At 44.2% G+C, this 25,517-nt stretch carries 24 protein-coding genes; 5 read left to right on the top strand and 19 right to left on the bottom strand.

The window, feature by feature from the left end:
• Positions 1-13: 13 nt before the first annotated feature.
• From SporoP8_RS00900 to parE, 3 genes are all read right to left on the bottom strand, one after another.
• A complete protein-coding gene (locus tag SporoP8_RS00900; RefSeq protein ID WP_232319177.1) occupies positions 14-2,167 on the bottom strand; it encodes an acetate--CoA ligase family protein in 2,154 nt (717 codons plus the stop codon).
• Between the two features lie 522 nt (positions 2,168-2,689).
• On the bottom strand, positions 2,690-5,113 hold the full coding sequence (gene parC / locus SporoP8_RS00895) for a DNA topoisomerase IV subunit A (protein ID WP_085130685.1): 2,424 nt from the start codon (positions 5,111-5,113) through the stop codon (positions 2,690-2,692).
• Complete coding sequence (gene parE, locus SporoP8_RS00890) at positions 5,110-7,125, bottom strand: DNA topoisomerase IV subunit B (RefSeq protein ID WP_232319176.1); 2,016 nt, start codon at positions 7,123-7,125, stop codon at positions 5,110-5,112. The genes parC and parE overlap by 4 nt, the downstream gene beginning before the upstream one ends.
• A gap of 231 nt (positions 7,126-7,356) precedes the next feature.
• Here parE and plsY point away from each other — a divergent pair, with 231 nt between their 5' ends.
• Entirely contained in the window at positions 7,357-7,959 is a 603-nt protein-coding gene (gene plsY / locus SporoP8_RS00885; RefSeq protein ID WP_085130681.1) for a glycerol-3-phosphate 1-O-acyltransferase PlsY, read from the top strand.
• Positions 7,960-7,988: 29 nt separating this feature from the next.
• Positions 7,989-8,282 carry a HesB/YadR/YfhF family protein gene (locus tag SporoP8_RS00880; protein WP_085130679.1) on the top strand — a complete coding sequence of 98 codons (294 nt, stop codon included), beginning with the start codon at positions 7,989-7,991 and terminating at the stop codon, positions 8,280-8,282.
• Positions 8,283-8,310: 28 nt separating this feature from the next.
• Here the strand turns inward: SporoP8_RS00880 and SporoP8_RS00875 are convergent, their stop codons facing one another.
• The 3 genes from SporoP8_RS00875 to acnA form a co-directional block, all read right to left on the bottom strand.
• Positions 8,311-8,628: a hypothetical protein gene (locus tag SporoP8_RS00875; RefSeq protein WP_085130677.1), complete on the bottom strand. Its 318-nt coding sequence runs from the start codon at positions 8,626-8,628 to the stop codon at positions 8,311-8,313.
• Positions 8,628-9,053 carry an acyl-CoA thioesterase gene (locus SporoP8_RS00870; protein WP_085130675.1) on the bottom strand — a complete coding sequence of 142 codons (426 nt, stop codon included), beginning with the start codon at positions 9,051-9,053 and terminating at the stop codon, positions 8,628-8,630. Before SporoP8_RS00870 ends, SporoP8_RS00875 begins: the two co-directional genes overlap by 1 nt.
• A gap of 321 nt (positions 9,054-9,374) precedes the next feature.
• A complete protein-coding gene (gene acnA, locus SporoP8_RS00865; RefSeq protein ID WP_085130673.1) occupies positions 9,375-12,089 on the bottom strand; it encodes an aconitate hydratase AcnA in 2,715 nt (904 codons plus the stop codon).
• A 365-nt stretch (positions 12,090-12,454) separates the two neighbouring features.
• Here acnA and SporoP8_RS00860 point away from each other — a divergent pair, with 365 nt between their 5' ends.
• Positions 12,455-13,003 carry a cysteine hydrolase family protein gene (locus tag SporoP8_RS00860; RefSeq protein WP_085130671.1) on the top strand — a complete coding sequence of 183 codons (549 nt, stop codon included), beginning with the start codon at positions 12,455-12,457 and terminating at the stop codon, positions 13,001-13,003.
• A 132-nt stretch (positions 13,004-13,135) separates the two neighbouring features.
• Complete coding sequence (locus SporoP8_RS00855; RefSeq protein WP_085130669.1) at positions 13,136-13,390, top strand: GlsB/YeaQ/YmgE family stress response membrane protein; 255 nt, start codon at positions 13,136-13,138, stop codon at positions 13,388-13,390.
• Between the two features lie 305 nt (positions 13,391-13,695).
• Here SporoP8_RS00855 and SporoP8_RS00850 read toward each other — a convergent pair whose 3' ends face one another.
• The 5 genes from SporoP8_RS00850 to SporoP8_RS00830 all read right to left on the bottom strand — a co-directional run bounded on the left by SporoP8_RS00850 (position 13,696) and on the right by SporoP8_RS00830 (position 15,777).
• On the bottom strand, positions 13,696-14,379 hold the full coding sequence (locus tag SporoP8_RS00850; RefSeq protein ID WP_085130667.1) for a lytic transglycosylase domain-containing protein: 684 nt from the start codon (positions 14,377-14,379) through the stop codon (positions 13,696-13,698).
• A 20-nt stretch (positions 14,380-14,399) separates the two neighbouring features.
• Complete coding sequence (locus tag SporoP8_RS00845; protein WP_085130665.1) at positions 14,400-14,990, bottom strand: SCO family protein; 591 nt, start codon at positions 14,988-14,990, stop codon at positions 14,400-14,402.
• Between the two features lie 119 nt (positions 14,991-15,109).
• Positions 15,110-15,238: a YvrJ family protein gene (locus tag SporoP8_RS00840; RefSeq protein WP_081241957.1), complete on the bottom strand. Its 129-nt coding sequence runs from the start codon at positions 15,236-15,238 to the stop codon at positions 15,110-15,112.
• Positions 15,239-15,313: 75 nt separating this feature from the next.
• Positions 15,314-15,532 carry a DUF2922 domain-containing protein gene (locus SporoP8_RS00835; RefSeq protein WP_085130663.1) on the bottom strand — a complete coding sequence of 73 codons (219 nt, stop codon included), beginning with the start codon at positions 15,530-15,532 and terminating at the stop codon, positions 15,314-15,316.
• 23 nt (positions 15,533-15,555) lie between these two features.
• A complete protein-coding gene (locus SporoP8_RS00830) occupies positions 15,556-15,777 on the bottom strand; it encodes a DUF1659 domain-containing protein (RefSeq protein ID WP_085130661.1) in 222 nt (73 codons plus the stop codon).
• A gap of 133 nt (positions 15,778-15,910) precedes the next feature.
• Between SporoP8_RS00830 and SporoP8_RS00825 the strand changes: the two genes are divergently transcribed.
• The gene (locus SporoP8_RS00825) at positions 15,911-16,321 is read left to right on the top strand and encodes a DUF2621 domain-containing protein (RefSeq protein WP_085133516.1); all 411 of its coding nucleotides are present in this window, start codon (positions 15,911-15,913) and stop codon (positions 16,319-16,321) included.
• Between the two features lie 992 nt (positions 16,322-17,313).
• Here the strand turns inward: SporoP8_RS00825 and SporoP8_RS00820 are convergent.
• The 8 genes from SporoP8_RS00820 to SporoP8_RS00785 form a co-directional block, all read right to left on the bottom strand.
• Positions 17,314-17,847, bottom strand: a complete 534-nt coding sequence (locus tag SporoP8_RS00820; RefSeq protein ID WP_085130658.1) for a CcdC family protein — start codon at positions 17,845-17,847, stop codon at positions 17,314-17,316.
• Positions 17,840-18,169 (bottom strand): thioredoxin family protein, encoded by a 330-nt coding sequence (locus SporoP8_RS00815; protein ID WP_085130656.1) that lies wholly within the window; start codon positions 18,167-18,169, stop codon positions 17,840-17,842. Before SporoP8_RS00815 ends, SporoP8_RS00820 begins: the two co-directional genes overlap by 8 nt.
• A 31-nt stretch (positions 18,170-18,200) precedes the next feature.
• Complete coding sequence (locus SporoP8_RS00810) at positions 18,201-18,911, bottom strand: cytochrome c biogenesis CcdA family protein (protein ID WP_085130654.1); 711 nt, start codon at positions 18,909-18,911, stop codon at positions 18,201-18,203.
• A 130-nt stretch (positions 18,912-19,041) separates the two neighbouring features.
• Entirely contained in the window at positions 19,042-20,814 is a 1,773-nt protein-coding gene (locus SporoP8_RS00805) for an ABC transporter ATP-binding protein (RefSeq protein ID WP_085130652.1), read from the bottom strand.
• Entirely contained in the window at positions 20,807-22,567 is a 1,761-nt protein-coding gene (locus tag SporoP8_RS00800) for an ABC transporter ATP-binding protein (RefSeq protein WP_085130650.1), read from the bottom strand. Before SporoP8_RS00800 ends, SporoP8_RS00805 begins: the two co-directional genes overlap by 8 nt.
• A gap of 173 nt (positions 22,568-22,740) precedes the next feature.
• Positions 22,741-23,991, bottom strand: a complete 1,251-nt coding sequence (locus SporoP8_RS00795; RefSeq protein WP_085130648.1) for a Y-family DNA polymerase — start codon at positions 23,989-23,991, stop codon at positions 22,741-22,743.
• A 201-nt stretch (positions 23,992-24,192) separates the two neighbouring features.
• Complete coding sequence (locus SporoP8_RS00790) at positions 24,193-24,606, bottom strand: pyridoxamine 5'-phosphate oxidase family protein (protein ID WP_085130646.1); 414 nt, start codon at positions 24,604-24,606, stop codon at positions 24,193-24,195.
• Between the two features lie 80 nt (positions 24,607-24,686).
• Entirely contained in the window at positions 24,687-25,439 is a 753-nt protein-coding gene (locus SporoP8_RS00785) for a DUF2087 domain-containing protein (RefSeq protein WP_085130644.1), read from the bottom strand.
• Between the last annotated feature and the right edge of the window lie 78 nt (positions 25,440-25,517).

The following is a 25,517-nucleotide window of genomic DNA, read 5'->3' as shown; positions in this document are numbered from 1 at the left end:
TTTCATCCTCCTCTTATTTTGTGATGATCAATGCATCTGCCGCTACAATGCCGTCTTCGTAAACGATCAACGGGTTAATGTCTATTTCTTGGATGACATCCGAGTAGTCTTCAATTAATCTTGAAACTTTCAGTAACACATCGATAATGGCTTCTTGATCGACGGGCTTTTTATTGCGTACGCCTTGTAGGATTTGATAGCCTTTCAAGCTTTCCATCTTATCGATAGCATCTTGTCTTGTGATCGGTGCGACACGGAAAGATACATCTTTGAAGACTTCTACAAAGACACCGCCAAGACCAAACATGATGACAGGGCCAAATGTCGGATCACTCGTTACACCGACGATGACTTCCACGCCTTCAGGCAACATTTCCTGAATAGATATGCCGTGAAGATCCGCTGTTGGGCAATGTTCTTTCGCACTGTCGTAGATTTCCTTGAACGCCTGGCGTACTTCTTGGCCGTTCTGGACATTCAGCCGGATCCCGTTGACTTCCGTCTTATGTGGAATATCAGGCGAATCGATTTTCATGACGACTGGATAGCCCATGTGATTCGCAGCTTGTACTGCATCATCCGCCGTCTTGGCAGTGATTCGCTTCGCTGTGCGGATACCGTATGCAGAGAGGATTTCACTCGACTGCGATTCGCTCAACGTTTGGTTTGCAGGTAATAGGTGCTGGATGTTCGATACGTCCAGTTCTTTTCTTGCAGGCTCATCGCTAATCTTGTGCGCTTTTCTATACGCTTCTGCATAATCCACTAATTTGGCAAGCGAGCGGATCGGATTCATATTACCGAGAATGAATGGAATGCCGTTGTCTTCGAGATACTGCACGCCTTTTGGAATCGACATGCCTTCAAGCGGGAAGTTCGATATCAACACGAACTTATCCGAGTTCTTGCAAATTTCGATGAATTCCTGAAGAAGTGGTGTGTTTTCATCCCAGTGAATAGGGAACTCCGGAAATAAGATAATGTCTGTATCGGGATCATTGACGAGTACTTTTAATGGTGCGAGATACAATTCCGGATTGGTGATCGATGCGGCTGCGGTTAAATCAACCGGGTTGGAAGCGCTTGCAAAATCGGGAATGTTTTTCTCGATTTCTTTTCGCACTTTATCGCTTAGCGCATGGATGTTTAATCCGTACGATTCACAACGATCCGCTTCGTTGATTCCCCTGCCACCTGAACTCGTGACGATCACTGTATTTTTACCTGTCGGAAGTTTATTGGTTAAGAATAATTTAGAGAATGAAATAATATCATCGTAATCGTCTGCACGCACAATGCCGGCTTGCTTGAAGAATCCGTCATATACTTTATCAGCACCTGCCAATGAGCCGGTATGTGATGCTGCTGCACGACTGCCTGCACTGCTTCGTCCAGACTTCATGATAACAATCGGTTTATTGATTTGAAGGGCGAATTTCGCTAGTTTCCGTAACTTCTCTGCGTTTTTCTCGCCTTCCAAATAACCGCTTGCTACTTTTGTTTTGGGGTCATGCAACATGTATTCAATGACGTCAGAGAAACTTACATCGACTTCATTGCCGACACTGACGAAGTAATTAAACGTCAATCCATGCTGAGCTGCCGCAATATACGTCAACACACCAAAAGCGCCACTTTGCGTAACGAATCCTACTTCACGTTTCTTGCCAAGCGGTACATTCGTAAGTCCTGGAGAGAATGTACCCATCAAGCCGTTTGTTGTATTGAGAAGACCTACACAGTTTGGGCCGATCAATCGCATCTGGTATTGTTCAGCGATTTCTTTCAGGCGGTTTTGTGCAATAATTCCTTCTTCGCCAATCTCTGAGTAGCCGGATGCAAAGACGATCGCCGCCTTGACACCGCTTTCACCGCAATCGATCAGACATTTCTCTACTTGGTGCATGCCGACACAGAGAATGGCCAAATCGACTTGTTCGGGTGTATCGCCTACGCTTGTGTAACAAGGCAATTCTCCAATTTCTTTCGCTGTGGGATGGATAGGGTAGATCTCCCCTTCAAAGCCTGCGTCTAGTAGTGCTTTTAATTGCAAGTAACCAATTTTGTTCGTGTTTTCCGAAGCACCTAGTACAGCCACTCTTTTTGGGTTGAATAAGGGTTCCAGCTCAATATTCGACGGTAGTACTTCATTCATCATTTTCATCATCTCTTCACCTCTACGCTTTCTATTCTACTTTTCTATATACTTGCTTGAGTAGAATCATAACAAAGAGACTTTTCCATTATATTTTCTTTTTTGTGTTAAATATTTAATGTAATTAGGAGTGGAATTATAAATTGAGCGGACGCTCAGCGCTTGCTGTGTATGTGTTTTAACTAGTTACTATTTTCTGACTAGTCATGATGAACCCGACTTTCGTGCTGAGTGACCGCGACTTCGGAGAGCGATAGTCGCGTTTTTGTGGAATTCTAAAGTGATTGTGCACTGACCATGGTGAGATTAATGGAACTGTAAGGCTGAATGTGTGATGGGGTGGGGATTAGCGTGCGTTTTGAAACCCCGCAGGGAGCGAACGAGTAGGCTCTTAGGAAAGCGTCCCCAACTGGAGCTTCCATCCTATGATAGATCCTTCTGATTCACTCAGTCTGTAGTACATTACACTATAAAATAAAGAAAAAAGCGTCCTATGAAGTTGTATCACTTCATAGGACGCTTCCATTATGCTTACTACCTATCCTTCTTCACCGTCACTACTTGCACAATCTGCCCGTCTTTCGCTTCGTCCACTACAGAACTTCCTGTAGACTGACGATTAGAATTTTTTATCGACATGGGTTCAATTTCTATCTTTAGTCCTTTAGATGTGTGAATCACGAATTCTTCATCGTCTTTCACCAGCTTCATATCTACTACTCGATACGGATTGGACTTTAACTCTTTAATGATCGTCACGCCTCTAAGCGCTCTAGAGCTTGTCTCGAACTCTGAAATATTCATTCTTTTAATAGTTCCACGCTGTGTGGCTACAAATACGTTGCGTACTTGCTCTGTAATCACTTCAAATGTTACTAACTCATCTTCGGCTTTTAAATTGATTCCCTTGACGCCGCCTGTACGAATACCGGTAGTGGCAAGCTCTGACAAGGCGAATCGTAGCGAGTAGGCTTGTTTACTTACCAATAATACGTCTTCTTTCCCCGTTATCACCCGTGCACCAACTAGTCGATCGTCTTTCTTAACGTTCATCGCTTTGAACGAACGGTTAAAACGTTGCACTTGGAAGTCCGTCAGTTTCGAAATCTTCACATTACCATTGGATGAAGCGGTCAAAATACAGCGAGTTTCATCAAATTTCTCAAGGGCGATCACGTCCACTAGCTCTTCGCCTGGCTCGAGTCCGCAAATGCTGGATAAATGCTGCCCTAAATCACGCCAGCGTATCTCTGGCAGCTCGTGGACGGGTTGGTAGATGTAATTACCGAAAGATGTGAACAACAGCAAGTGATGCTGTGTATTCATGGCACATTCGATTAGATTATAATCGTGTTCTTTCATTTCCTGCCCTTTTCCACCCGAAGCGGAGTACGAACGCATGCTGGTACGTTTGACATAGCCACCTTTTGTGACGGATACCATGACTTCTTCGCTAGGGACCAAGATATCTAGATCCACTTTCAGTTCCTCAATTTTTTCTTCAATTACGGAACGACGTGGTTCGGAAAATTGCTTACGGATTGCTTTGATTTCTTTCACCAAAACAGACACCAATTTAGCCTCGCTTGCAAGAACCGCTTCTAGCTCTTGGATCAAGTCACGTAGTTCCTGTTCCTCGCGTTTTAATTCTGTAATATCCGTATTCGTCAATCGGTATAGTTGCAATGAAACAATGGCTTCTGCTTGTACTTCAGTAAATTCATACGCTTTAACCAAGTTTAATTTCGCATCTTTCTTATCTTTTGACGCGCGAATTGTCTTAATGACTTCATCGAGGATCGATAAAGCTTTTATTAAACCGTCTACGATATGTAATCGTTCTTTCGCTTTACGGATATCAAAGGTAGAACGTCGTGTAATCACGTCTTTTTGGTGATCAATATACGCATCCAGAAGCATTGGAAGAGACATCAACATCGGGCGTCTACCTGCAATCGCAATCATATTGAAATTGTATGTGATCTGTAAATCCGTATGTTTCAACAAATACTGCATAATGGCTGTACCGTCTATTTCTTTCTTCAACTCGACAACGATACGCATTCCTGTACGGTCGGATTCATCACGAATTTCTGCAATTCCATCTAAACGCCGATCGTGGCGCAGTTCATCCATTTTCTTTACTAAATTTGCTTTATTGACATCATACGGGATTTCCGTAATGACGATTTGGGATTTACCTGCTTTTAACTGCTCAATTTCCCACAATGCGCGGATAATGAAACGCCCTTTGCCTGTCTGATAGGCAGTACGAATTCCATCCGTTCCTTGGATAATCGCACCTGTCGGGAAATCCGGTCCAGGAATCACCGTCATCAGCTCATCTACGCTGACGTTCGGTTTCTTTAAGCGCATCAAGACCGCATCAATAACCTCATGCAGTGCGTGAGGCGGAATATCGGTCGCATAACCGGCAGAGATACCCGTAGAACCGTTCACCAGCAAATTCGGAAAACGTCCTGGTAAAACGGTGGGTTCCAGTTCCGTATCGTCAAAGTTAAATGCAAAATCGACAGTTTCTTTACGAATATCGCGTAACATTTCACTTGCGATAGCAGAAAGTCGCGCTTCGGTATAACGCATTGCGGCTGCGGAGTCACCGTCAATCGAACCGTTATTTCCTTGCATGTCGACCATTTCATGACGCAGCTTCCATGATTGACTCATCCGTACCATGGCATCGTAGACGGACGTATCACCGTGTGGGTGATAGTTACCGATTACGTTACCGACCGTTTTTGCGGATTTACGGAACGCTTTTTCATGTGTGTTGCCTTCATGGAACATCGCATACAAGATACGACGTTGTACCGGCTTTAATCCGTCCCGCGCATCTGGAATCGCGCGGTCTTGGATAATATATTTACTATAACGCCCAAAACGGTCACCAATTACTTCTTCCAAGGGCAGATCTTGAAACGTTTCTGACTGTGTCATTCCGTATCCCCCTCAACATGTATATATGCATTATCTAAAATATTATGTTCTTCAATCAAGCCGAAATCGACGTTCTCTTCAATCCATTTACGACGTGGTTCGACTTTATCACCCATTAATGTGGTGACGCGACGCTCGGATTTCGCTCCATCTTCAATCGTCACTCGAATCAACGTTCGTGTGGATGGATCCATCGTCGTTTCCCATAATTGATCAGCGTTCATCTCACCAAGACCTTTATAGCGTTGAAGCATATAGCCTTTCCCAACTTTTTCGATCGCTTCTTCTAAATCATCATCGGTCCACGCATACGCAAGCTTTTCGCTTTTACCGGCGCCTTTAAATACTTTGAATAAAGGCGGTAGCGCGATATACACTTTGCCTGCTTCAATTAATGGCTTCATATAGCGATAGAAGAACGTCAATAGCAACACTTGGATGTGTGCACCATCGGTATCAGCATCGGTCATAATAATGACTTTGTCGTACGCAGCATCTTCAATTTGGAAATCAGCACCCACTCCACCACCAACTGCATGGATAATCGTGTTGATTTCTTCATTTTTCATGATGTCTTCAAGTTTCGCTTTTTCCGTATTGATGACTTTCCCCCGAAGCGGCAATATTGCTTGGAACGTACGATCACGACCTTGCTTTGCTGAACCGCCGGCAGAATCACCCTCCACGAGATATAATTCATTCTTGGCGGCGTTACGTGATTGGGCCGGGGATAATTTACCGGACAACAATGTATCGGATTTCTTGCGTTTCTTGCCTGAACGTGCGTCTTCACGCGCTTTTCGTGCTGCTTCACGTGCTTGATGTGCTCGGATGGCTTTACGGACAAGATTTGCGCTAAGTTCCGCATTTTCTTCAAGGAAATACAGCATTTTTTGCGAAATGACGGCATCTGTCACCGTTCGCGCTTCACTCGTGCCGAGTTTACCTTTCGTTTGGCCTTCAAATTGCAGAATTTCTTCCGGAATACGAACAGAAACGATCGCCGCAATCCCTTCACGGATATCTGAGCCATCGAGATTCTTATCTTTTTCCTTCAGTAAGCCCGCTTTACGTGCGTATTCATTCACCACACGTGTCATCGCAGCTTTCGCACCGGTTTCGTGCGTTCCGCCGTCTTTCGTACGGACGTTGTTAACGAATGAAAGAATCGTTTCGGCATAGCCATCGCTGAACTGGAACGCAAATTCGACTTCAATGCCGTCGACTTCACCTTCTAGGTATGCTACGTCATGCAACACTTCTTTTTCTTCATTCAAATAGGTAACAAACGCTTCAATTCCGGATTCGTAGTGGAAGATGTCTTGCTTATCTGTACTTTCTTCTTTTAGCGTAATCTTTAAACCTTTCAATAGAAAAGCGGACTCACGCAATCTTTCTGCCAGTGTGTCATATTGATATTTAATCGTAGAGAAGATCGTCGTATCCGGTTTGAAATGAATCGTCGTGCCTGTTTCTTTCGTTTTACCGATTTCTTCAAGTGTCGTGGCCGGTTTACCGCCATGCTCAAAGCGCTGGAGAAATTTCTTGCCGTCTCGGTAGATCGTCACTTCCAACCACTCGGACAATGCATTGACAACGGATGCCCCTACACCGTGTAAGCCGCCACTTGTTTTATAGCCGCCTTGCCCGAACTTTCCGCCCGCGTGCAACACGGTCATAATGACTTCAGCAGTTGGTTTTCCTGACTCATGCTTCCCTGTTGGCATCCCACGTCCGTAGTCTCGCACACTGACACTGCCGTCTTTATGGATCGTGACGTCAATTTCATTACCGAAGCCAGCTAGTGCTTCATCCACCGAGTTATCTACTATTTCGTAGACTAAGTGGTGCAGACCTCTCGTGTCCGTTGAACCGATGTACATTCCCGGTCTTTTTCGTACCGCTTCCAAGCCTTCTAAAATTTGAATGGAACTATCATCATACGTATTTTGTATTTTCTGTTTCGTCAAAATGAAACCCCCGTCAAACAAATGTTCTGTTATTTTAATCATACATCTTCTGATAAACCTTGTCAAATCAACGTTTTGTTTCAGCTCAACCTATTGTATAGAAGAAATGTACGGAATGCAACGAGCAAACGATGACAACACACCGAACGTTTTATGCGGAAATTCCTTTTTTCGGCTGTTCTTCATCTTCCTCTAGAATTCTATTATTGTCCAGAACTTATGCATCTGCTACACTAATAATAAATTAGTTTATCATGCATAAAGGGGTTCACTATGGAAAATTACGTTATCATTCTGGCAGCTTATTTGCTCGGCTCGATCCCTTCTGCACTCTGGATCGGCAAGCTTTTTTATGGAACCGATGTCAGACAGCATGGCAGTGGAAACATGGGCGCGACAAATACATTTCGGGTCCTCGGAAAAAAAGCTGGCATCGTCGTCACACTGCTAGACATCTTCAAAGGAACAGCAGCTGTTCTCTTGCCGTTATTGCCGTACTTTCACGATACAGCGATTCATCCGTTGATTCTTGGAGTCGTTGCAGTACTTGGACACATCTTCCCTATTTTCGCCAATCTAAGAGGCGGAAAAGCCGTTGCGACTTCTGGTGGAGTATTACTTGGTTATAATTGGCCCATTTTCTTATTGGTCGTCATTACGTTTTTAATTGCATTAAAACTAACGAAGATGGTATCGTTAACATCGATCATCGTGTCCGTTATGGGACCACTATACTGTCTCATTTACTACTTTATGGGTGGCGATCTGTATTTATTTTTAGTCGTCGCACTGATGGGCTTCTTCATTTTTTATCGCCATCGTGACAATATTACTCGAATTAAGAATGGAACCGAACCAAAAGTAAAATGGCTATAGGTTTCTCCACTGGAAAGGATGTATAGAGCATGAATATTCACCTATCCGAACAAGCCATTCATTGGTTTGAAGAAGAAATGGAAGTCACTACAGGCGATTATGTGAAATTTTTCGCGCGTTATGGCGGATCCAGTCCGCTACATGAAGGCTTTTCCATAGGTATTACGAAAGAAGTACCAGACGAACTAGCAGTCGAACATGTCGTGAACGGCGTGCATTATTACATTGAAGAACGAGACCTTTGGTTCTTCGATGGCCATGACTTGCATATTGATGCAGATTCGTCAACGGAAGAATTATCCTTTGACTATGAAGTAGCGTAAATCACAAATAAAATGGTAAGCATGACTCCTATAAAGAGTTATGCTTACCATTTTTTAATCGGGTTAATTGATGGATTTGCCCTTCTTGCTTCAAAATGTCTACTTGACGTTCCCCAAGCAAATCGAAATGTGGGTATTCTTCGCGTGCGTGGATCCATTCTGGTTGCAAACCGTACTTCCTTCCCCATTGTATGAGCTTTTCGATATCACTGCATCCCGCTTTTGTGACCGTATTTACTGTCGGAAACCGGTCATCTAGCCAATAATGTGTCAAAAATGCAATTTCCTCACGCTGCACCGCGTTTTTCCATTCTTTTAATTGCTGTCGATCAATTCCGAATGCCATCAGCCTTCGCCTCGCTGAATTTTCGTGTACGTCGCATCCCATTCTGGATGAATTTTGCGCATCGACACGGGTCGGAAGTTCTCTTTTTTCACTACTACGTGCTCGGAAACAGCCGTTGCGGCAATCGAGCCGTCTGCATGCAGAATCTCATAGCCATAGACCGTACGTAGCTTGCCGTGCGACTCTACCCACGTTTTGACTGTAACGGTCTCACCGTATGTAATCGACGTCTTATACTTCACTGACAGCTCGGTTACAGGCGATAGATACCCATCGCGCTCGAGTTGTGCATATTCGTATCCGAGGTCTTTGATCAACGCGGTACGGCCGATTTCCATCCAAATTAAGTAGTTGGCATGGTACACGACGCCCATCTGATCGGTTTCTGCGTAGCGTACTTCAATTTCTTTTTCACTCGTAAACATGTGATCACCTCATGTCTAGTATAACGAACGAGAAAGTGGATTGCTTGTGATAGACATTATGACGGGCTGGAAAATGTAGGTGGAGACGCGCGGCTATGAGCGGTTATGGCTTGCGTATGAGCGGATACAGACTGTGATAGAGCGGTCGCCTCGTCTCATAGAGCGCTTCGCAGCGACCATAGAGCGGATACGCATGAACTATGAGCGCTTCTTCGAATTAATGAGCGTCCACGCGATGGTTTTCACTATATACTCGCTATTCAATCTGTAAAACGCAAAAAAAGATGCTCGGCTAAGCCGAGCACCTTTACTTATTCCCTATTACTTTGTTGCTAATTTATTACGTAGAACCATTTGAAGGATTCCGCCGTGACGGTAGTAGTCCACTTCAACTTCAGAGTCGAAACGAGCTAGTACTTCAAATTCAGTTTCCTTGCCGTCTGGAGCTTTCGCTGTAACTTTAAGGATTGAACGTGGTTTTACGCCTTCAGCGATATTCACACAAATTTCTTCTTCACCAGTTAAGCCAAGAGATTCAACGTTTTCCCCATTGATGAATTGAAGTGGAAGTACACCCATCATCACTAGGTTAGAACGGTGAATACGCTCGAAGCTTTCTACGATAACTGTTTTGATGCCAAGCAAGTTTGTACCTTTTGCTGCCCAGTCACGTGAAGAACCCATTCCGTAGTCTTTACCACCAAGGATAGCTAGACCCGTACCGTCTTCTTGATACTTCATCGCTGCATCATAGATCGGCATAACTTCTTTGTTTGGCCAGTACGTAGTGAATCCACCTTCAGTGCCCGCTGCGATTTGGTTACGAATACGAATGTTCGCAAACGTTCCGCGCATCATGACTTCGTGGTTACCACGACGTGAACCGTACGAGTTAAAGTTACGTGGCTCTACGCCATTTTCACGTAAGTAGAGTCCAGCAGGTGTGTTCAAACCGATAGCTCCAGCAGGTGAAATATGGTCAGTCGTGATTGAATCACCGAACTTACCGATTACACGCAAGCCTTTAAGCTGCTCGATATCCGCTGGTTCTTTCGAAAGATTTTCGAAGAACGGTGGGTTTTGGATATATGTTGAAGACTCATCGAAATCGTATAGTGAATCGTCAGTCGTTTCAATTGCATTCCATGCTTCGTTTTCAGTGAATACGCGCGCATATTCTTTACGGAACAATTCAGGTGTAACCGTCGCATTCAATACATCGTTCACTTCTTGTGTAGAAGGCCAGATGTCTTTGAAGAATACGTCGTTACCATCTTTGTCAGTTCCGATTGGATCTTTCGCAAAGTCAATGTTCACTGTTCCAGCTAGTGCGTATGCCACAACTAGTGGAGGTGAAGCCAAGTAGTTCGCTTTAACGAATGGGTGTACGCGGCCTTCAAAGTTACGGTTACCTGAAAGGACAGATGTAACTAGAAGATCTTCATCACCGATTGTTTTTTCGATTTCTGGAAGCAATGGACCCGAGTTACCGATACAAGTCGTACATCCGTAACCTACTGTGTTGAATCCAATTTGATCCATGTAAGCAGATAGACCTGATTCGTTCAAGTAGCCAGTAACAACTTTTGAACCTGGTGCCAATGAAGTTTTAACGTATGCAGGTGGTGTAAGTCCTTTTTCAACAGCTTTCTTCGCAACCAATCCAGCCGCTAACATAACGTAAGGGTTAGATGTGTTTGTACAAGAAGTGATAGCTGCGATGGCAACGTCACCTGTTTTAAGATCCACTTTGCGTCCGTCTTCGAACTTAATTGTGCCTTTTTTCTCAAGCTCTTTTGGTGTTAAGCCAAAGCCTTGTGTTCCTTCTGGAGCTACAACTGCGTCTTTGAACGACTGTTGCATTTCAGTCAATGGAATCAAGTCTTGTGGGCGTTTAGGACCTGATAGGTTTGCAGCGATATCGCTAAGGTTGATTTCTACAACTTTAGTGAATGTCGGCTCTTCCTTTTCAGGAGTGAAGAACATATCGTTTTCGATCAAGTATTGCTTAACTACTGCAATGTGCTCTTCGTCGCGGCCTGTTAAGCGCATATAGTTAAGTGACTCTTCGTCAACCGGGAAGAATCCACAAGTAGCACCATATTCAGGCGCCATGTTTGCGATTGTCGCACGGTCAGCTAGTGGCAATTTTGAAACGCCAGGGCCGAAGAACTCAACAAATTTACCTACAACACCTTGTGCGCGAAGGATTTGAGTTACTTTAAGCGCTAAGTCAGTTGCAGTTGTTCCGTCTGGAAGATCTCCAACTAATTTCACACCGATAACTTCTGGAATTGGGAAGTATGACGGTTGTCCAAGCATTCCTGCTTCCGCTTCAATACCACCAACGCCCCATCCAAGTACGCCGATACCGTTGATCATAGTTGTATGGGAGTCCGTTCCAACCAATGTATCTGGGTATGTTTCGAATGATCCATCTTCGTTTTCAACCGCGTGAACAACGTTAGCTAGATATTCAAGGTTTACTTGGTGAACGATACCAGTTGCAGGTGGTACTGCACGGTAGTTATCATATGCTTTTTGTGCCCAGCTCAAGAACTGGTAACGCTCAGCATTACGTTCGAATTCAAGTTCCATATTTTTTTGTAGCGCTTGTGGCGTACCATAGCTATCTACTTGTACCGAGTGGTCAATGACTAGATCCACTGGAATTTCAGGGTTGATCTCGTTTGGATCTCCACCTAGTTCGTTCATTGCAGAACGCAATGAAGCCAAGTCCACTACAACAGGAACTCCTGTGAAGTCTTGTAGGATGACACGTGAAGGTTTGAATGGAACTTCAGCGTCTGCGTTTTGTACAGTGCCCCATTTAGCTAAATCTTCTACATGGTCGTCCTTGATCACGTATCCGTCATGTTGACGAAGTACTGATTCTAGTAATACTCTTACGGAATAAGGAAGTTTCGATACTTTTGTTAGTCCTGCTTCTTCTAAAGCTTTCAAACGGTAGTAGTTATACGTCTTGTCGTTTACTTTGAAAGACTGACGGCTATTATGCAAGTTGCTTTTTGCCATTTTGTGTTTCCTCCCTTTATGTACTGAAAGACGAAAAGAATCCATCTTTCCTCTACTCCATCTTAGTATAGCAAAGAACAATAGTAAAATACATATACATTATAGGTATACATAAGAAAAGCTTATGACTAATCGAAATATCGTTAAGAATTCTCAATTAGTCGTTTGCATTCTCAAATAGCGTCACTTTCTCTCGTGAAAACGCCGTTTATGACATTTACTGTATATCTTTTGAAAATGAAATTCATAATTATTTAAAATATTTGATAGTGAAATTATGGTGGGAATGAATTCGGGTATGTCTTTACATATGTTTAGACACTAAGCCGCCACTATGAGAAAATAAAGAAAAGGAGAGGTTCTTTATGAAGAAAGCATTACTCGTTGTAGATTATACAGTAGATTTTGTAGCTAGGGACGGTGCCTTAACTTGCGGCGAACCGGGTATCGCGCTTGAGGAGTATATTGTGGATCAGACAGCAGATTTTGTAAAACAGCAATTGCCGGTGTTTGTCATCAACGACCTGCATGAAAAAAATGATCCGTATCATCCGGAAAGCAAGCTATTCCCTGCTCACAATATTCGCGGTACAGAAGGCAGAAATCTTTATGGGAAACTGCACGATTTCTATACCGAACATAAACAGCAAATTATTTGGATGGATAAAACACGCTACAGTGCATTCGCCGGAACAGATCTCGATATCCAATTGCGTGCACGCGGAATTACAGAAATCCATCTTATGGGTGTATGTACGGATATTTGCATTTTACATACTGCAGTCGACGCGTACAACCTCGGCTACTCCATTATCGTTCACGAAAGTGGCGTCGCAAGTTTCAACGCTGCAGGCCATGACTGGGCTCTTTCCCACTTCCAAAACACATTGGGCGCAACCGTTATAGCCAACTAAAACGAATCGAAAGTTCAGCAGTTTTATTACTGTCTGAACTTTTTTTATCGAAAAATGTTTGAGGTATTAAAAAGATGGTAATACCAATACTAAGCGAGAGCTACATAACATAATGAAAAGGAGATGAGCAACATGAGCTTTTTATGGTTCTTAATTATCGGAGGTATCATTGGTTGGCTAGCTGGACTTATTTTAGGTAAAGATATTCCCGGCGGTATTATTGGTAACATCATTGCAGGTATTGTAGGTGCATGGATCGGTGGTGCACTATTAGGAGAATGGGGTCCACAAATCTCTAGTTTCTATTTCCTACCTGCGTTAATCGGTGCGGTTGTACTTGTATTTATTGTTAGCTTGATTATGAAGAGTATGCGTAAAGCTGCGTAATACTAAACATCTAAACGTGAAGTTGCCCATTTGAGGCGCTTCACGTTTTTTATTTTGTAAATGAAGTAAATTCGCTCATTGATTTGTCTTGGCGCTCATAGTTCATCGGTATCCGCTCTATGGCCGTCGCGAAGCGCTCTATACTTGTTGATAACCGCTCTATCATGGTTCGTAACCGCTCATTACTTTACGTAAAGCGCTCTAACGCGACTTGCAACCGCTCTATCGCCCCACTTTTTGAACTACCTACCAACTTATAGAAACTAAAAAAACGCAGAGCCACCAAACTCGGTGGACTCTACGTTTTATTTCTTCACTTGCTTCTCTGATGCTATGCGTTGCTCTTCGAACTCATTGTAGTACCACAATACATCTTCTACATACTGATCGCTATGATTATAAGTGAAAACGGCCTTTTGTATATCCCCGTCCGCTGCACCACTATCCGACAGATAATGAGCGGCACTGAAGATGGCGTCTTCCATATCAAATGGATCCGCTATTCCGTCACCGTTCGCATCGACACCGTAACCACCGTATTGCTTGATCACTGCAGGGTCAATCTTGTCGCGCTCAGGAATGTCTCCTTTGCCTAACTCCTTACAACCGGGATAATCCCAGCCAACGAAGGTGCACGGCATGAACTGCATCGGCCCTTCCGCTCCAACAGGCGAAACATCGGTTTTCATTGTAGAGAACCTGGTCTCAATGCGGTGATGCGCTGCAAGCAATGTCCAAGGAATATTGTATTCTTTTGCTGCTTCAATATAGATTGGAATAAATTCCTGTGGGATGGCTTCTCCCGTTTTACGGTCTTGAATATGAAATAACGATGTAGCCGTTTCTGCGATCGTGTCGTGTTTTCCGAAATTCACCCAAAGAATGGCGGAAATCGTAAAGAGTGTGACAGCAACAGGTACTAATAAAACCAAAAAAGCGACCATAACTCGTCCCGATCGACTGAGCCTCTTTTTCTTTAATTTCTTCATTGCCTCACCCCTTCTGTTGATTACTTGCCTTCTTTGATGAGTGCTTTCATGTCTTTGACGATTGTATCATATTGCACATCTTCGTTCCCACCGTATAATTTTACCACTTCATTGTTCTGGTTCACCAAGCCAAATGAAACACCATGGAGCACTTGATCATCGTTAGGGATTTGCTTCACTAATTGTTTAAATGATGAAGCGGCTAATTTTTCAATAGTCTCCATATCGTAACCTGTCAGCATCTGCCATTTGCTTTCGTCCGGCGCGCTGAACAGGTCGAGATACTTCCCGAGTTCTTCCGGTGTATCCACGTCGGGGTCTACACTGAATGACACAATATTGTAATCCTCGATGTTATTGTCAATCAATTTTTCCTGCAACGTGACCATATTGTGCATCATTGGTGGACAAACGGTTGTACAATTCGTGAATACAAACTGTGCCAGCCATACAGAGCCTTTCAAGTCTTCATCGGTTACGGTTTCATTGTTCTGGTTGGTAAATTCAAATGAATCCACTTTATATTTATGATCTGGCTTAAACTCCCCACCACACGCACTCAACATCAGCACGAATAGAAGTGTCAATGGTACCAAAAGCTTTTTATACATATTCGATTCCTCCACCTTTTACTAGTCACTTTATCATAACGAAAGTTCACAAGCCATACAAGGTGAAGGCGTCCTCCATTTTGGCTAAATCTTGTCGGAATCATGAAGTTCCTATGAAGTCATCTGTTTTTGATGTCCGAGAGAACGCCATGAATCGCTTCAAGCTTCACTTCCAAACGATGCAGTAGATAAAACGATACGAAAATCGGAAATCCGACATCTTGTATGAGCTGTAGCCAGTGTTCCATTGTTCACTCCTCCTCTCCCTCTAGCATTCGATGAAAAAGCCGGCTTCCAGTACGTGACTGAAAACCGGCTGCAACTTATCGACTGACGATGTTTCGTGTATCCCGCGCAACGATTCGTGCACTTTTGATCGTGGCGAGTGGAGATTCTTCGATGCGGAAAATATTACTTGCGATCACTTGCTGCATAACCGCTTCCACTTGACCTTGCGTAATGTCTTCATCCGGTTCGTCTACCGTTAATGTAACCGGCTTATTCGCCGCCGTTAAAAATGTTAATTCCAATACTTTTGCCATATGCGCTCTCCTCCTGTACGATTTTAGTTATGAAGATCTTCTGTTACGACTTTCTCGATCTGAATTAATGGGTAGCTCGATAATGAAGCAAGTTGTGTCAAAGCCGTGTACATATTTGCGGGTGTTGCGTCGTCATTGATGAATTTGTACGTTTTAATCTTGCGAATCAAGTGACCTTTCTCGTTAACACCTGCATTAAAGTGGATCTTCGCCGTAGCTTGACTGAATTCTAGTGTTGCTGCCATGTGTATCACCTCCTTTCATCCGCTATATAGACGAAAAAAGCGAAAAGGATACTTTGTTAGTGAAATATTTTTCAATTGCTTTTATAATGAAGGGTAGAATGGAAGAGGTGAAAAAACCGTGCCAGACCTATTTATGTGGTTTATTATATTTTGGGGTATTGTGATGATCGGCTTATTCGCTATCGGTGGATTCTTCATGTTCCGGAAGTTCCTAAAAGTATTGCCGAAAGAAGACGGAAAATCGACGCTGGATTGGGAAGAGCATTATGTCAACGAGTCGTTGCATTTATGGAATGACGAAGCGAAAAGCATGCTCAACGAACTAGTTACGCCCGTGCCGGAATTGTTCCGCGACGTGGCGAAGCAGAAGATCGGTGCCAAGATCGGTGAGATTGCGTTAGAAGACCGTGCCAAAACTATTGAATTTGATCATATTATCAAGGGATATATTCTTGCTACGCCAAAGCGCGACCATAACTTCTTGCGTAAGAAGCTCAAGCAAATGGAAATTGATATTCAGCCATATGAGCATTTGTTTACGTAACTAAGAAACAGGATGTCCCTATTGATGGGGCATCCTGTTTTTGTGTGGTTTTAAGTATTTCGTTCAAGTTCATAAGTTCAGTGAGTTAAGGGGATACGTCATGGGATGGAAGCTCCAGCTGGCGGACGCTTTCCTATGGGCTCGCGGTGAGCCAACCAGGTCGCGTTGCTTCCTTTTGGTTGTCTCACCTGATCGAGCTGATCCATCAGGAAGAGCCGTAACGAAGAACGGCTTTTGCGAGTAAAAGCGAAGCGTTAGGAGCACATCTTTGCACTCGCCGCCAGCTTCCGCTTCCATCCTTACTTAAAAGTAGGTTGAAATTAGATCACACACTGGCTAGAGTAAGTGATCCATTGTGTTCATTGAACTTTGTTAAGTTCAAGTTCATTAGTTCAGTGAATCACGGTCTAGGGCTTGAGATTTCCACTCCAGGTGGGAGACGCTTTCTGGAGGGCGCGGCCCGAGCCAAGTGAACAGCGAAGGGTTCGCTTTGCCGTATTTCTGTGTACTTTGCAGAAATTAAGGCATCTGTCCGGGTTCTCGAACTCGCGCTGATCCTCCCAGAGTCGCCCCCAGCTTTCGTGGAAATCCTACGTAGAAAGTGAAATGAGGTGGATCATTCACTAGCGATAGTATGTGAATGATTGTGATCTTTGAACGTAGTGAAGTTCAAGTTCAATTCTAGTTGTAACTACTAGATTGATTACAATAATAGCTTCAATGCACAACAAGAATGTCTCTCACTCGCATTGCAAAGGATTGGAGCGAGAGCCGTTGCGAAGTACGGCTTTTGCGAGCATAAGCGAAGCGTTGGGAGCACATCTTTGCACTAGGAGCGGCGACTCTGGGAGGATCAGGTCGACAGGTGAGACCACTAAAGGAACGCAGTGACTAGGGGGCTCACCGCGACCCCTCCAGAACGCGTCCGCCTAGAGCGCAAATCCCTCACGTAGTCCCTTGCCTTTCATTTCTCATCATAAAAAAAGAAGCCGTCACAAGGACGACTTCTTCCCTACTATACTCTTCTCAAGCATCTTATACTTCACCAGCATCCCAATCCGCCACGGCAAGATCATCGAAAATGCAAGGATGAAGAACATGCCGCCGAGCTCACCAATGTCAATTGTGTTACTCAGCACGATCTTGCCGACCATGCGAATCACCAGCAACCCGAGCAAGATAAGTAAAAACGCCTTCGACTTCTTCAAATAAATTCCGTCATCCTTGATCTCGAATTTCGTTGTATAAATCAAAAACACGGAAAATATCAAGCCGACCAAACTGGCTTCTACCACTTGCATCCAAGGCACTTGGAACTCGTCGAACAAGAACATCAACATCCCTGTCGACATGAACAATGGCGGTAAGATAATCTTCTTCGCCTGAATCGGCTTATTCGACGCCTTCGCTCGCATCGTGTAGACAAATGTTGTCATCACGACGAAGATCACCGTCGAACCGATGATCAAGTAAATGGAAGGAATACTTGTGAAGACATAATCGATCAGTTGTTGTATCTTATGCATCTACGTTCCCCCACTGCACTAGCTCATCGAGGCGTTTCTTTAGATCATTCATTGGAACAATCCGTGCAAAACGCGTCCATTCTTTCTGTTCGTTAAATAATAAGACGACCGGTGCAGTAAAGAGTGACAATTGTCCAGCTAGTTCCGGAACTTCCGCTGCGTTCACACGGTAGAAGTCAAACGGATAATCGCTTTCGAGTACCGCCACTTGCGGATACAGTCCTTCGCAGACGGAGCAATTATTCGTCTTTACAAACAACAGAAACTGCGGTGTCTCATTCAATACATGCTGCCACTCGTCAAAAGAAGTAATTTCTTTCATCCTACACCTCTTTTCTGCTTACCAGCTTACATTAAAAGCCTTGGAAGTCGCCAAAGATCGGGCTAAGCCAACTTGTGAAATAGACCATTCCGTTAAAGAATAGAATAATACCGAACACGATCATCAAGTAGCCGCCTACTTTCGTAATCTTCATACTGTGTTTGCGGATCCAGCCAATTCTTGTGATGAAGAATGACAAGAAGAAGAATGGAATCGCGAAACCAAGTACATAAAGCATCATATACAACATACTCGATGCCGGATTCGTCGCAGCTAGATAAATAATGGCACCGATAATTGGGCCCATACATGGCTGCCATCCAGCGGAAAACGCTAGACCGATCAAGGCCGTGCCAAAGTAACCCGCGGGACGATTTTTAAATTGCAGCTTTTTCTCTTGCATTAAAAATTCTGGTTTAAATAATCCGATTGTCATCAGTCCGAAGATGATGATGAATATTGCACCTAGCTGACGTATCAAATCTTGATATTGCAAGAAGATAGATCCGATAAACGATGTACTGAATCCTAAAATAATAAATACAATCGAGAATCCAAGTAAGAAGAACAGCGTGTGCAACATGCCTGAGCGGTTCATTCCTTTTTTCTTATCTCCGAGTTCATCTAATGACATCCCGGTGATATACGATATAAAGGCCGGGTAGAGCGGTAATACGCATGGAGAAATAAAACTCAGGAAACCTGCTCCAAACGCAAAGAAAATATTAACATCCGTCCCCAACAAAATTCCTCCTTTAATAATAGGACAAGTAGAATGTCGGCAAGCGCCAACATTCCCACTCTATCGTAACAAACAAGAGGCTAGATTACGCTTCATTTGATTGTGAAATCTTTTTGACAATCATATAAACTTACCCTTGCGTACCGTTCTGCAATTCATACATCGTGTAGTACAAGCCCTTTTGCGCAAGCAACTCTGCATGTGTCCCACGTTCGACGATTTCGCCGTGGTGGAGTACGAGAATTAATTCGGCATCGGCGATCGTGCTCAGACGGTGAGCGATCGCAATCGTCGTACGGCCTTCGCGCATCTTCTCCAAACTTTTCTGAATCGCAACTTCTGTTTCGGTATCAATATTCGCCGTTGCTTCGTCGAGCACAAGAACTTTCGGGTTCATGGCAATGGTCCGTGCGAAAGCGATCAACTGACGCTGTCCACTGGATAATGTCGACCCGCGTTCTGTCACTTTCTGCTCGTAGCCGTTCGGCAACTCTTCAATAAATTGATCGGCTTGGACGAACTTTGCCGCTTCTCGCACATCTTCATCGGTCAACTCTTCGTTATGCAGACGGATGTTGCTTGCGATATCTCCATAAAACATGAACGGATCTTGCAAGACAAGTCCTACTTTCTTCCGCAATTCTTCTATTGGATACTCTTTTAGCGATACCCCATCAATGAAGATGTCGCCACGCTCGTATTCATAGAAACGCATGAATAGATTGATGATCGAACTCTTTCCGCTTCCCGTATGACCGACAAGTGCGACCGTTTCGCCTGCATTCGCCGTAAAGGAAATATTTTTGAGTACGTCATTTTTTCCATCGTAACTAAACGTCACATCACGGAATTCAATCGTACCTTCTTTAATTTGCTGAGTAGAAACTGCTTTTTGTTTCGGTTCAATTTCTGGATTATCGATTAACGCGAATACTCGCGACGCAGAGACGATCGCTTGCTGGAACATCGACAAACGTTGCATCACTTGATTGATCGGTTGGAATAGACGTCTCAGCAGCGTAGTGAACGCATAAATAATCCCGACATCCACGACCGACGTAAACGATGCCGTTCCGAAATAGCTAAGTACCGCGACGATGGAGCCGGCATACAACAAATCGATAAATGGCCCAAGCATCAAGCTGTCGAAACGAATATTTCGTAGCCCAACACGGTAATGCCCTTCATTGACTTCAATGAACTCGTCAGACAAGCGTTTCTCTTGGCGGAAAGCCTGAATCATGCCCATACCAGATAATGACTCGGAGATTTTCGCGTTCAGCTGACTGAGCCGTTCCCGTATATCTTGATAGAAGTCTGCACTGTAATAGCGATAGACCGATACAAGAATGAGGAATAATGGCAACAAGATCAATGTATAGAGCGCGAGTTTCCCGTCCAGCGTGAAGAGCGCAATGTAGACGCCGACAATTCCAAAAATCGCCTGCATGAACGTAACCGCCACACTGACGAACATTTCTTTAATCGATTCCGTATCATTCGTTACACGTGAAACGATTCCGCCAGCAGGTGTCTGATCGAAATACCGTAGTCCAAGTTTTTGGACTTTCGAGAACGCATCGATCCGAATTTGCTGGATGATTGCAAGTGCAAGTTCCTGGAACCGCAATGTTTGGAAATACGACCCGACAATGTTGACGAGTTGTAGTCCGATGTAAATTAGTGCAATGATCCATACTTCTTTCGCCGGGAAGTTTAGTGGTACGACATAGTCATCGAGGAATCGCTGGATCACTAGTGGTCCAAGAATCGTCGATGTTACCGTCAACAGCAATAATAGAATCGCAATCAGTGCGCTTTTCTTCATCGGCAAGACGTATTTCGCTAGCCGCATGAACGTTTTGAACTGATCTCTGGCGGACATCTTCTGTTTGTTATTCATCTGCGCCGCCTCCTTGCTCTACGATCGACTCTAGCTGTTGCAGATCGTACATTTCTTTATACATTCCGTTTTGTGCGAGTAAACTGTCATGATCGCCAATTTCAACGACTTCCCCTTCATCGAGAACGATAATCTGATGAGCGTGCTGAATGGCACTCAAGCGGTGCGACGTAATAATGGTCGTCTTACCCGTTCTTTCTTCTTTCAATGAACGTAGAATCGCTTCTTCCGTCCGGGCATCTACTGCGGATAATGAATCATCCAACAACAATAGCTCCGGATCCATGAGCAACGCACGTGCAATGGACACACGCTGACGCTGTCCACCAGATAACGATACGCCACGTTCTCCAACTAGCGTTTCATAGCCTTTTTCAAACGTCAGAATATCTTCGTGAATATGCGCGGATTTCGCAGCCGCCACAATTTTCTCCGGATCGATCTTCGGGTTCGTAAAGGCAATATTTTCACCGAGTGTCGTCGAGAACAAGAAATGGTCTTGCGGCACATAACCGATTGCCTGGCGCAAACACTCCTTCTTATAGCGCGTAATTGGAATGCCGCCATACGTAATCGTTCCCGTATACCCTTCGAATTCTCGCATTAACAGCTTGAGAATCGCTGTTTTCCCTGCACCGGTCTTTCCGATCACGCCAAGTGTTTCACCTTGCTTGATCGTAAAGTGTAAATTACGCAGTGATGCCCGCTTGTCGTCTGGGAACTTGAACGTATCGATATCAAAGACGATATCTCCGTGCGGCAATTGACTCACCGCATTCGGACGATCTTGAATTCCCGGCTCAACCGAAAGTAAATCTTGGATTCGGCTGTAGGATGCATTCCCTCGTTCGACAATATTGAATAGGAAACCAATGGCCAGCATCGGCCAGGTTAACAGTCCTAAATAGGAAGTGAACGCGACCAAATCCCCGATCGACAACTCACCTGATAAAATAAAGCGTGTACCGAAATAAAAGGATAAGACATAAGAGATCGCAAAAATTCCCGCAATCGTCGGATCAAACAACGCATCCACTTTCGCAACGCGCATATTCTCCTTGACGACTTGTTCCGAACGTTTCGTGAACGACTCGACATCTTCTTTTTGCTGACCAAATGTCTTCAGCACTTTGATTCCTGAAATACTCTCTTGTGCTTTGTCGTTCAAATCAGAGAATGCTTCCTGTGCCACACGGAATCGATTACGTAATAACCGTCCATAATAACTTGTCAAGATAATCATCACCGGAATCGGTACGAGGGCGATCAGCGTTAACTTCCAACTAATCGAAAACGCCATCATCAAGATGACGAAACCACCTGTCGAAATCGAATCGAAGAGTGTCAGAATGCCTGATCCCGCCGTTTGTTGCACCGCATTGATATCATTTGTCGCGTGTGCCATTAAATCTCCGACACGGCGTCGCTGATAAAATGAAGGTGACATGCGCGTGAAGTGCTTAAACAGACGCTCTCTCATGACCCGTGCAAGGTATACCGATGAGCCGAAAATCATTACGCGCCAAATATAACGCAAGACATACATCAATACACCCGTCACTGCCAGAATAATCATCCAGCGCGTCAGCATCTCCGCGGTTAATTCATCTTTTGCGACCGCATCGACAATATAGCCGATAATTTTCGGCGGTGCCAGTTGCAGTAACGCGACAATCATCAGAGCCGTGATCCCTATGCTGTATTGTTTTTTTCTCTCAGAAAAAAACCAGCGCAAATCCAGTAATACTTTCACTGGCTTTCCTCCTTTGTTCTGCACCACTTCTCTTGCAGTCTTTTTTATAGTGCTTGCTATTTGATTTTAGCAAAACTTTTAGGTTATCGAAAGTTACGGAACTGGGATGTTTCAGTATTTGAAATAAATCCTCTCTATAATAGCGAGATGGTACGACTTGATTCGACTTGTTTTCATTTATAATGTCCGCCAATCAATTGATTCCTTCTATACGCCGTACCCCCTGGCGTAACGGAAACCGCGCGAAGAATAGCAGCTGATCCATACTTCATGCGAATTTCATCCATCACCTGACCGATTTTCTGTTGCTTCCCATTCATCGGTTCGAATAAGCTGAGCTGGAAGCTGTCCTGTTCTTCAAGATTCGACAAGTTGACAGACATATGGCGTACCGGACGCCCGTCATGGAACGTTTCAAACAGCCCCAGGCAAACACGATAAATCGCCATCGTTTCATTCGTCGCTTCCGACAGCGTTTTTTGACGATTGAACCCGCCACCGAGTACGTGCTTTGAATAACCGAACGACAAGGTGATCGTACGCCCTTTCTTTTTCGCAAGCCGCGCGCGCATTGCCGTATCTTCACACATCTCAAGCATTACAGCCAATATTTCGTCAGTCGTCGTATAATCGCGCAACAATGTCTGCCCTTTGCCATAACTCACTTGGCCTTCGATCAACACGGAGCCGAGGTCGGAATAATCGATGCCATGTGCATGATAATACAGTTGATTGCCCATCACACCGAACTTCTTCTCCAAACTTTCAAGCGGCGTATGCGCGAGATCGCCGACTGAATACACGCCCATGTCTTCAAGCGTTCGCTCCACTTGCTTGCCGATTCCCCACATTTTACGAAGCGGAGCAACAGGCCATAGCTTCTTCGGCACATCTTCATACGTCCAATGCGCGATCCCCGTTTTCTTCGCTTCGAGATCTAGCGCGAGTTTTGACAACAACATATTCGGTCCGACTCCGCACGCCGAACGCAACTCGAATTGCCGGTACAACTCATCCTGAATGCGGAAAATCAACGCCTCAAGAGGTCCCCATAGTTTTTCCGTGCCCGTAAAGTCGATAAAACTTTCATCGATACTATATACATGGATCGCTTCTTTCGGCACATAGCGATTCAACAACTTCGTCAATTCCATCGACACATCGATATAAAATTGCATTTTCGGTTCAATTAAACGAATACGTGGGTCGTCCGGAATCTCATACAGACGCATACCTGTCGTAACGCCAAACTGTTTTTTCAATGGCGGTGAGGCAGCCAATACGACACCGCCTTTTCTCTCCATATCGCCGACAATCGCAATCGGCACTTCCATTACGTCAAGTCCTTCCATGGCCGCGGCACAGCTCGCGTAGAAGCTGCGTATATCCAGACAGGCAATTTTTCTATTCGGTAATGGTTTCATCTGGCATTCACCTCTCAAAAGAACAAGTGTTCTTATGAGTAGTATACCCTCATTTATTGCGCTCAAGCAATGGGAATTCACGGGTTTTGCGCATATTTGTGGATGACTTGCCAACTAGACAAAAATATCCCGAAAATCAGAGTGTGACCTCTCACTTTCGGGATATAGTATTCAGGTATACTTTTATAGTGTAGTAATTATTTACAGGGAAATATCTTCGGGTGGTTGGCCTGATTTATTCATCAAACGAATCGCTTCAGGCTCAATTTTTAAAATAACTAAATTTGGATCTTCGGGACCAGTAAACCATGCTTTCATATGATCATTCCAAACCTTTTCTTTCAAGCTTTCGTCATCGGAAATCGTCACACGTCCAGAATACTCTACGTACGCGTCACCGAAACCTTCACCTTCATACCCAAGAAGAATATGGGTATACGGATTGTCATCGAGCTCATCTACCTTTTCCGTTTTTCTATTCGTAGGTGTATACAAAGTCAACCCATCACTCATGAACGTCATATACCGGCTATACGGTTTATTGTTGTCCACCGTTGCCATCGTTCCTACCATGCTCTCATTCAAGATTTTCTGTACTGTGTCTTTTGCAGTCATTTACTTCCGCTCCTTTCGCGATTACTCTTAGTCTTCCCACCATCGTCATTTCTAAACCTGAAACGATTCATGTAGGCAACTCACTTCAGCCAATATTGACTGCCATTGCGCGTCTGACCGAAATAGCCGTATTCAGTTAAATAATTTCGAAGTGTAATGAAATCTTCATGGACTTCCGAAAGCCGATCATTCATCTCATGCTTACTGTACGAAATATCTCCGTCAAAGCGCTTACTAATTTCCTGGACAATAATTCGCCGCTGTTTTTCCGTCGCAGGTATCTCTTTTAGCTGGCCATCGGTTCCGTCAGGGAAAAACGTGCGCAGGATCGCTTGCTGTTCTTCCTCAGCCATTGAATACTCATCGTGGAATAATTGAGACGCTTTATGTGGCGGAATAAACGCCTGCGCGTACGACTCACGTTCCTTCAATAACTCCATCATCGCAAGAAACACTTTCGCCTGACGTTCTTTTTCTTTTAACGCAAAGCGATGGTGCCGCACCGTCGTCGCACTGCCAATCTCCAATTCTTCCTGTACATCCTTATCGCTTTTCCCTTGATAAAATAAGCGCAGTAAATCACCTTGATGATCGGTAATCCCTGACCACTTCTTATCTAGTTCAAGCAAATACGCGAACACCGACTGGTGCGAATGTTCGATATGTACATGCATAAATCGCTCCGCTTCATACAATGCATTCTCGTACGGATAAATCACACCTTTTTCAATTTGTTTACCACACAGCAAACAATCATACGATGTGGATTGTTCTATATATCCTTGCTTTAATTCCGTTAACGAAGCATCCCAGAACGTTTCAGTAAACTCCATATATTCCACACTCCTAGTACATTTTTAATCACAACAAACAAATCCGCCATTCGTTTGTTCAATATGTTCTATGATACC

The sequence above is a fragment of the Sporosarcina ureae genome (genome assembly GCF_002101375.1).
In the GTDB taxonomy this organism is placed as follows: Bacteria; Bacillota; Bacilli; order Bacillales_A; family Planococcaceae; genus Sporosarcina; species Sporosarcina ureae_B.
The sequence above is the reverse complement of the archived record's forward strand: the minus strand, read 5'-3'. Positions and strand labels throughout refer to the sequence as shown.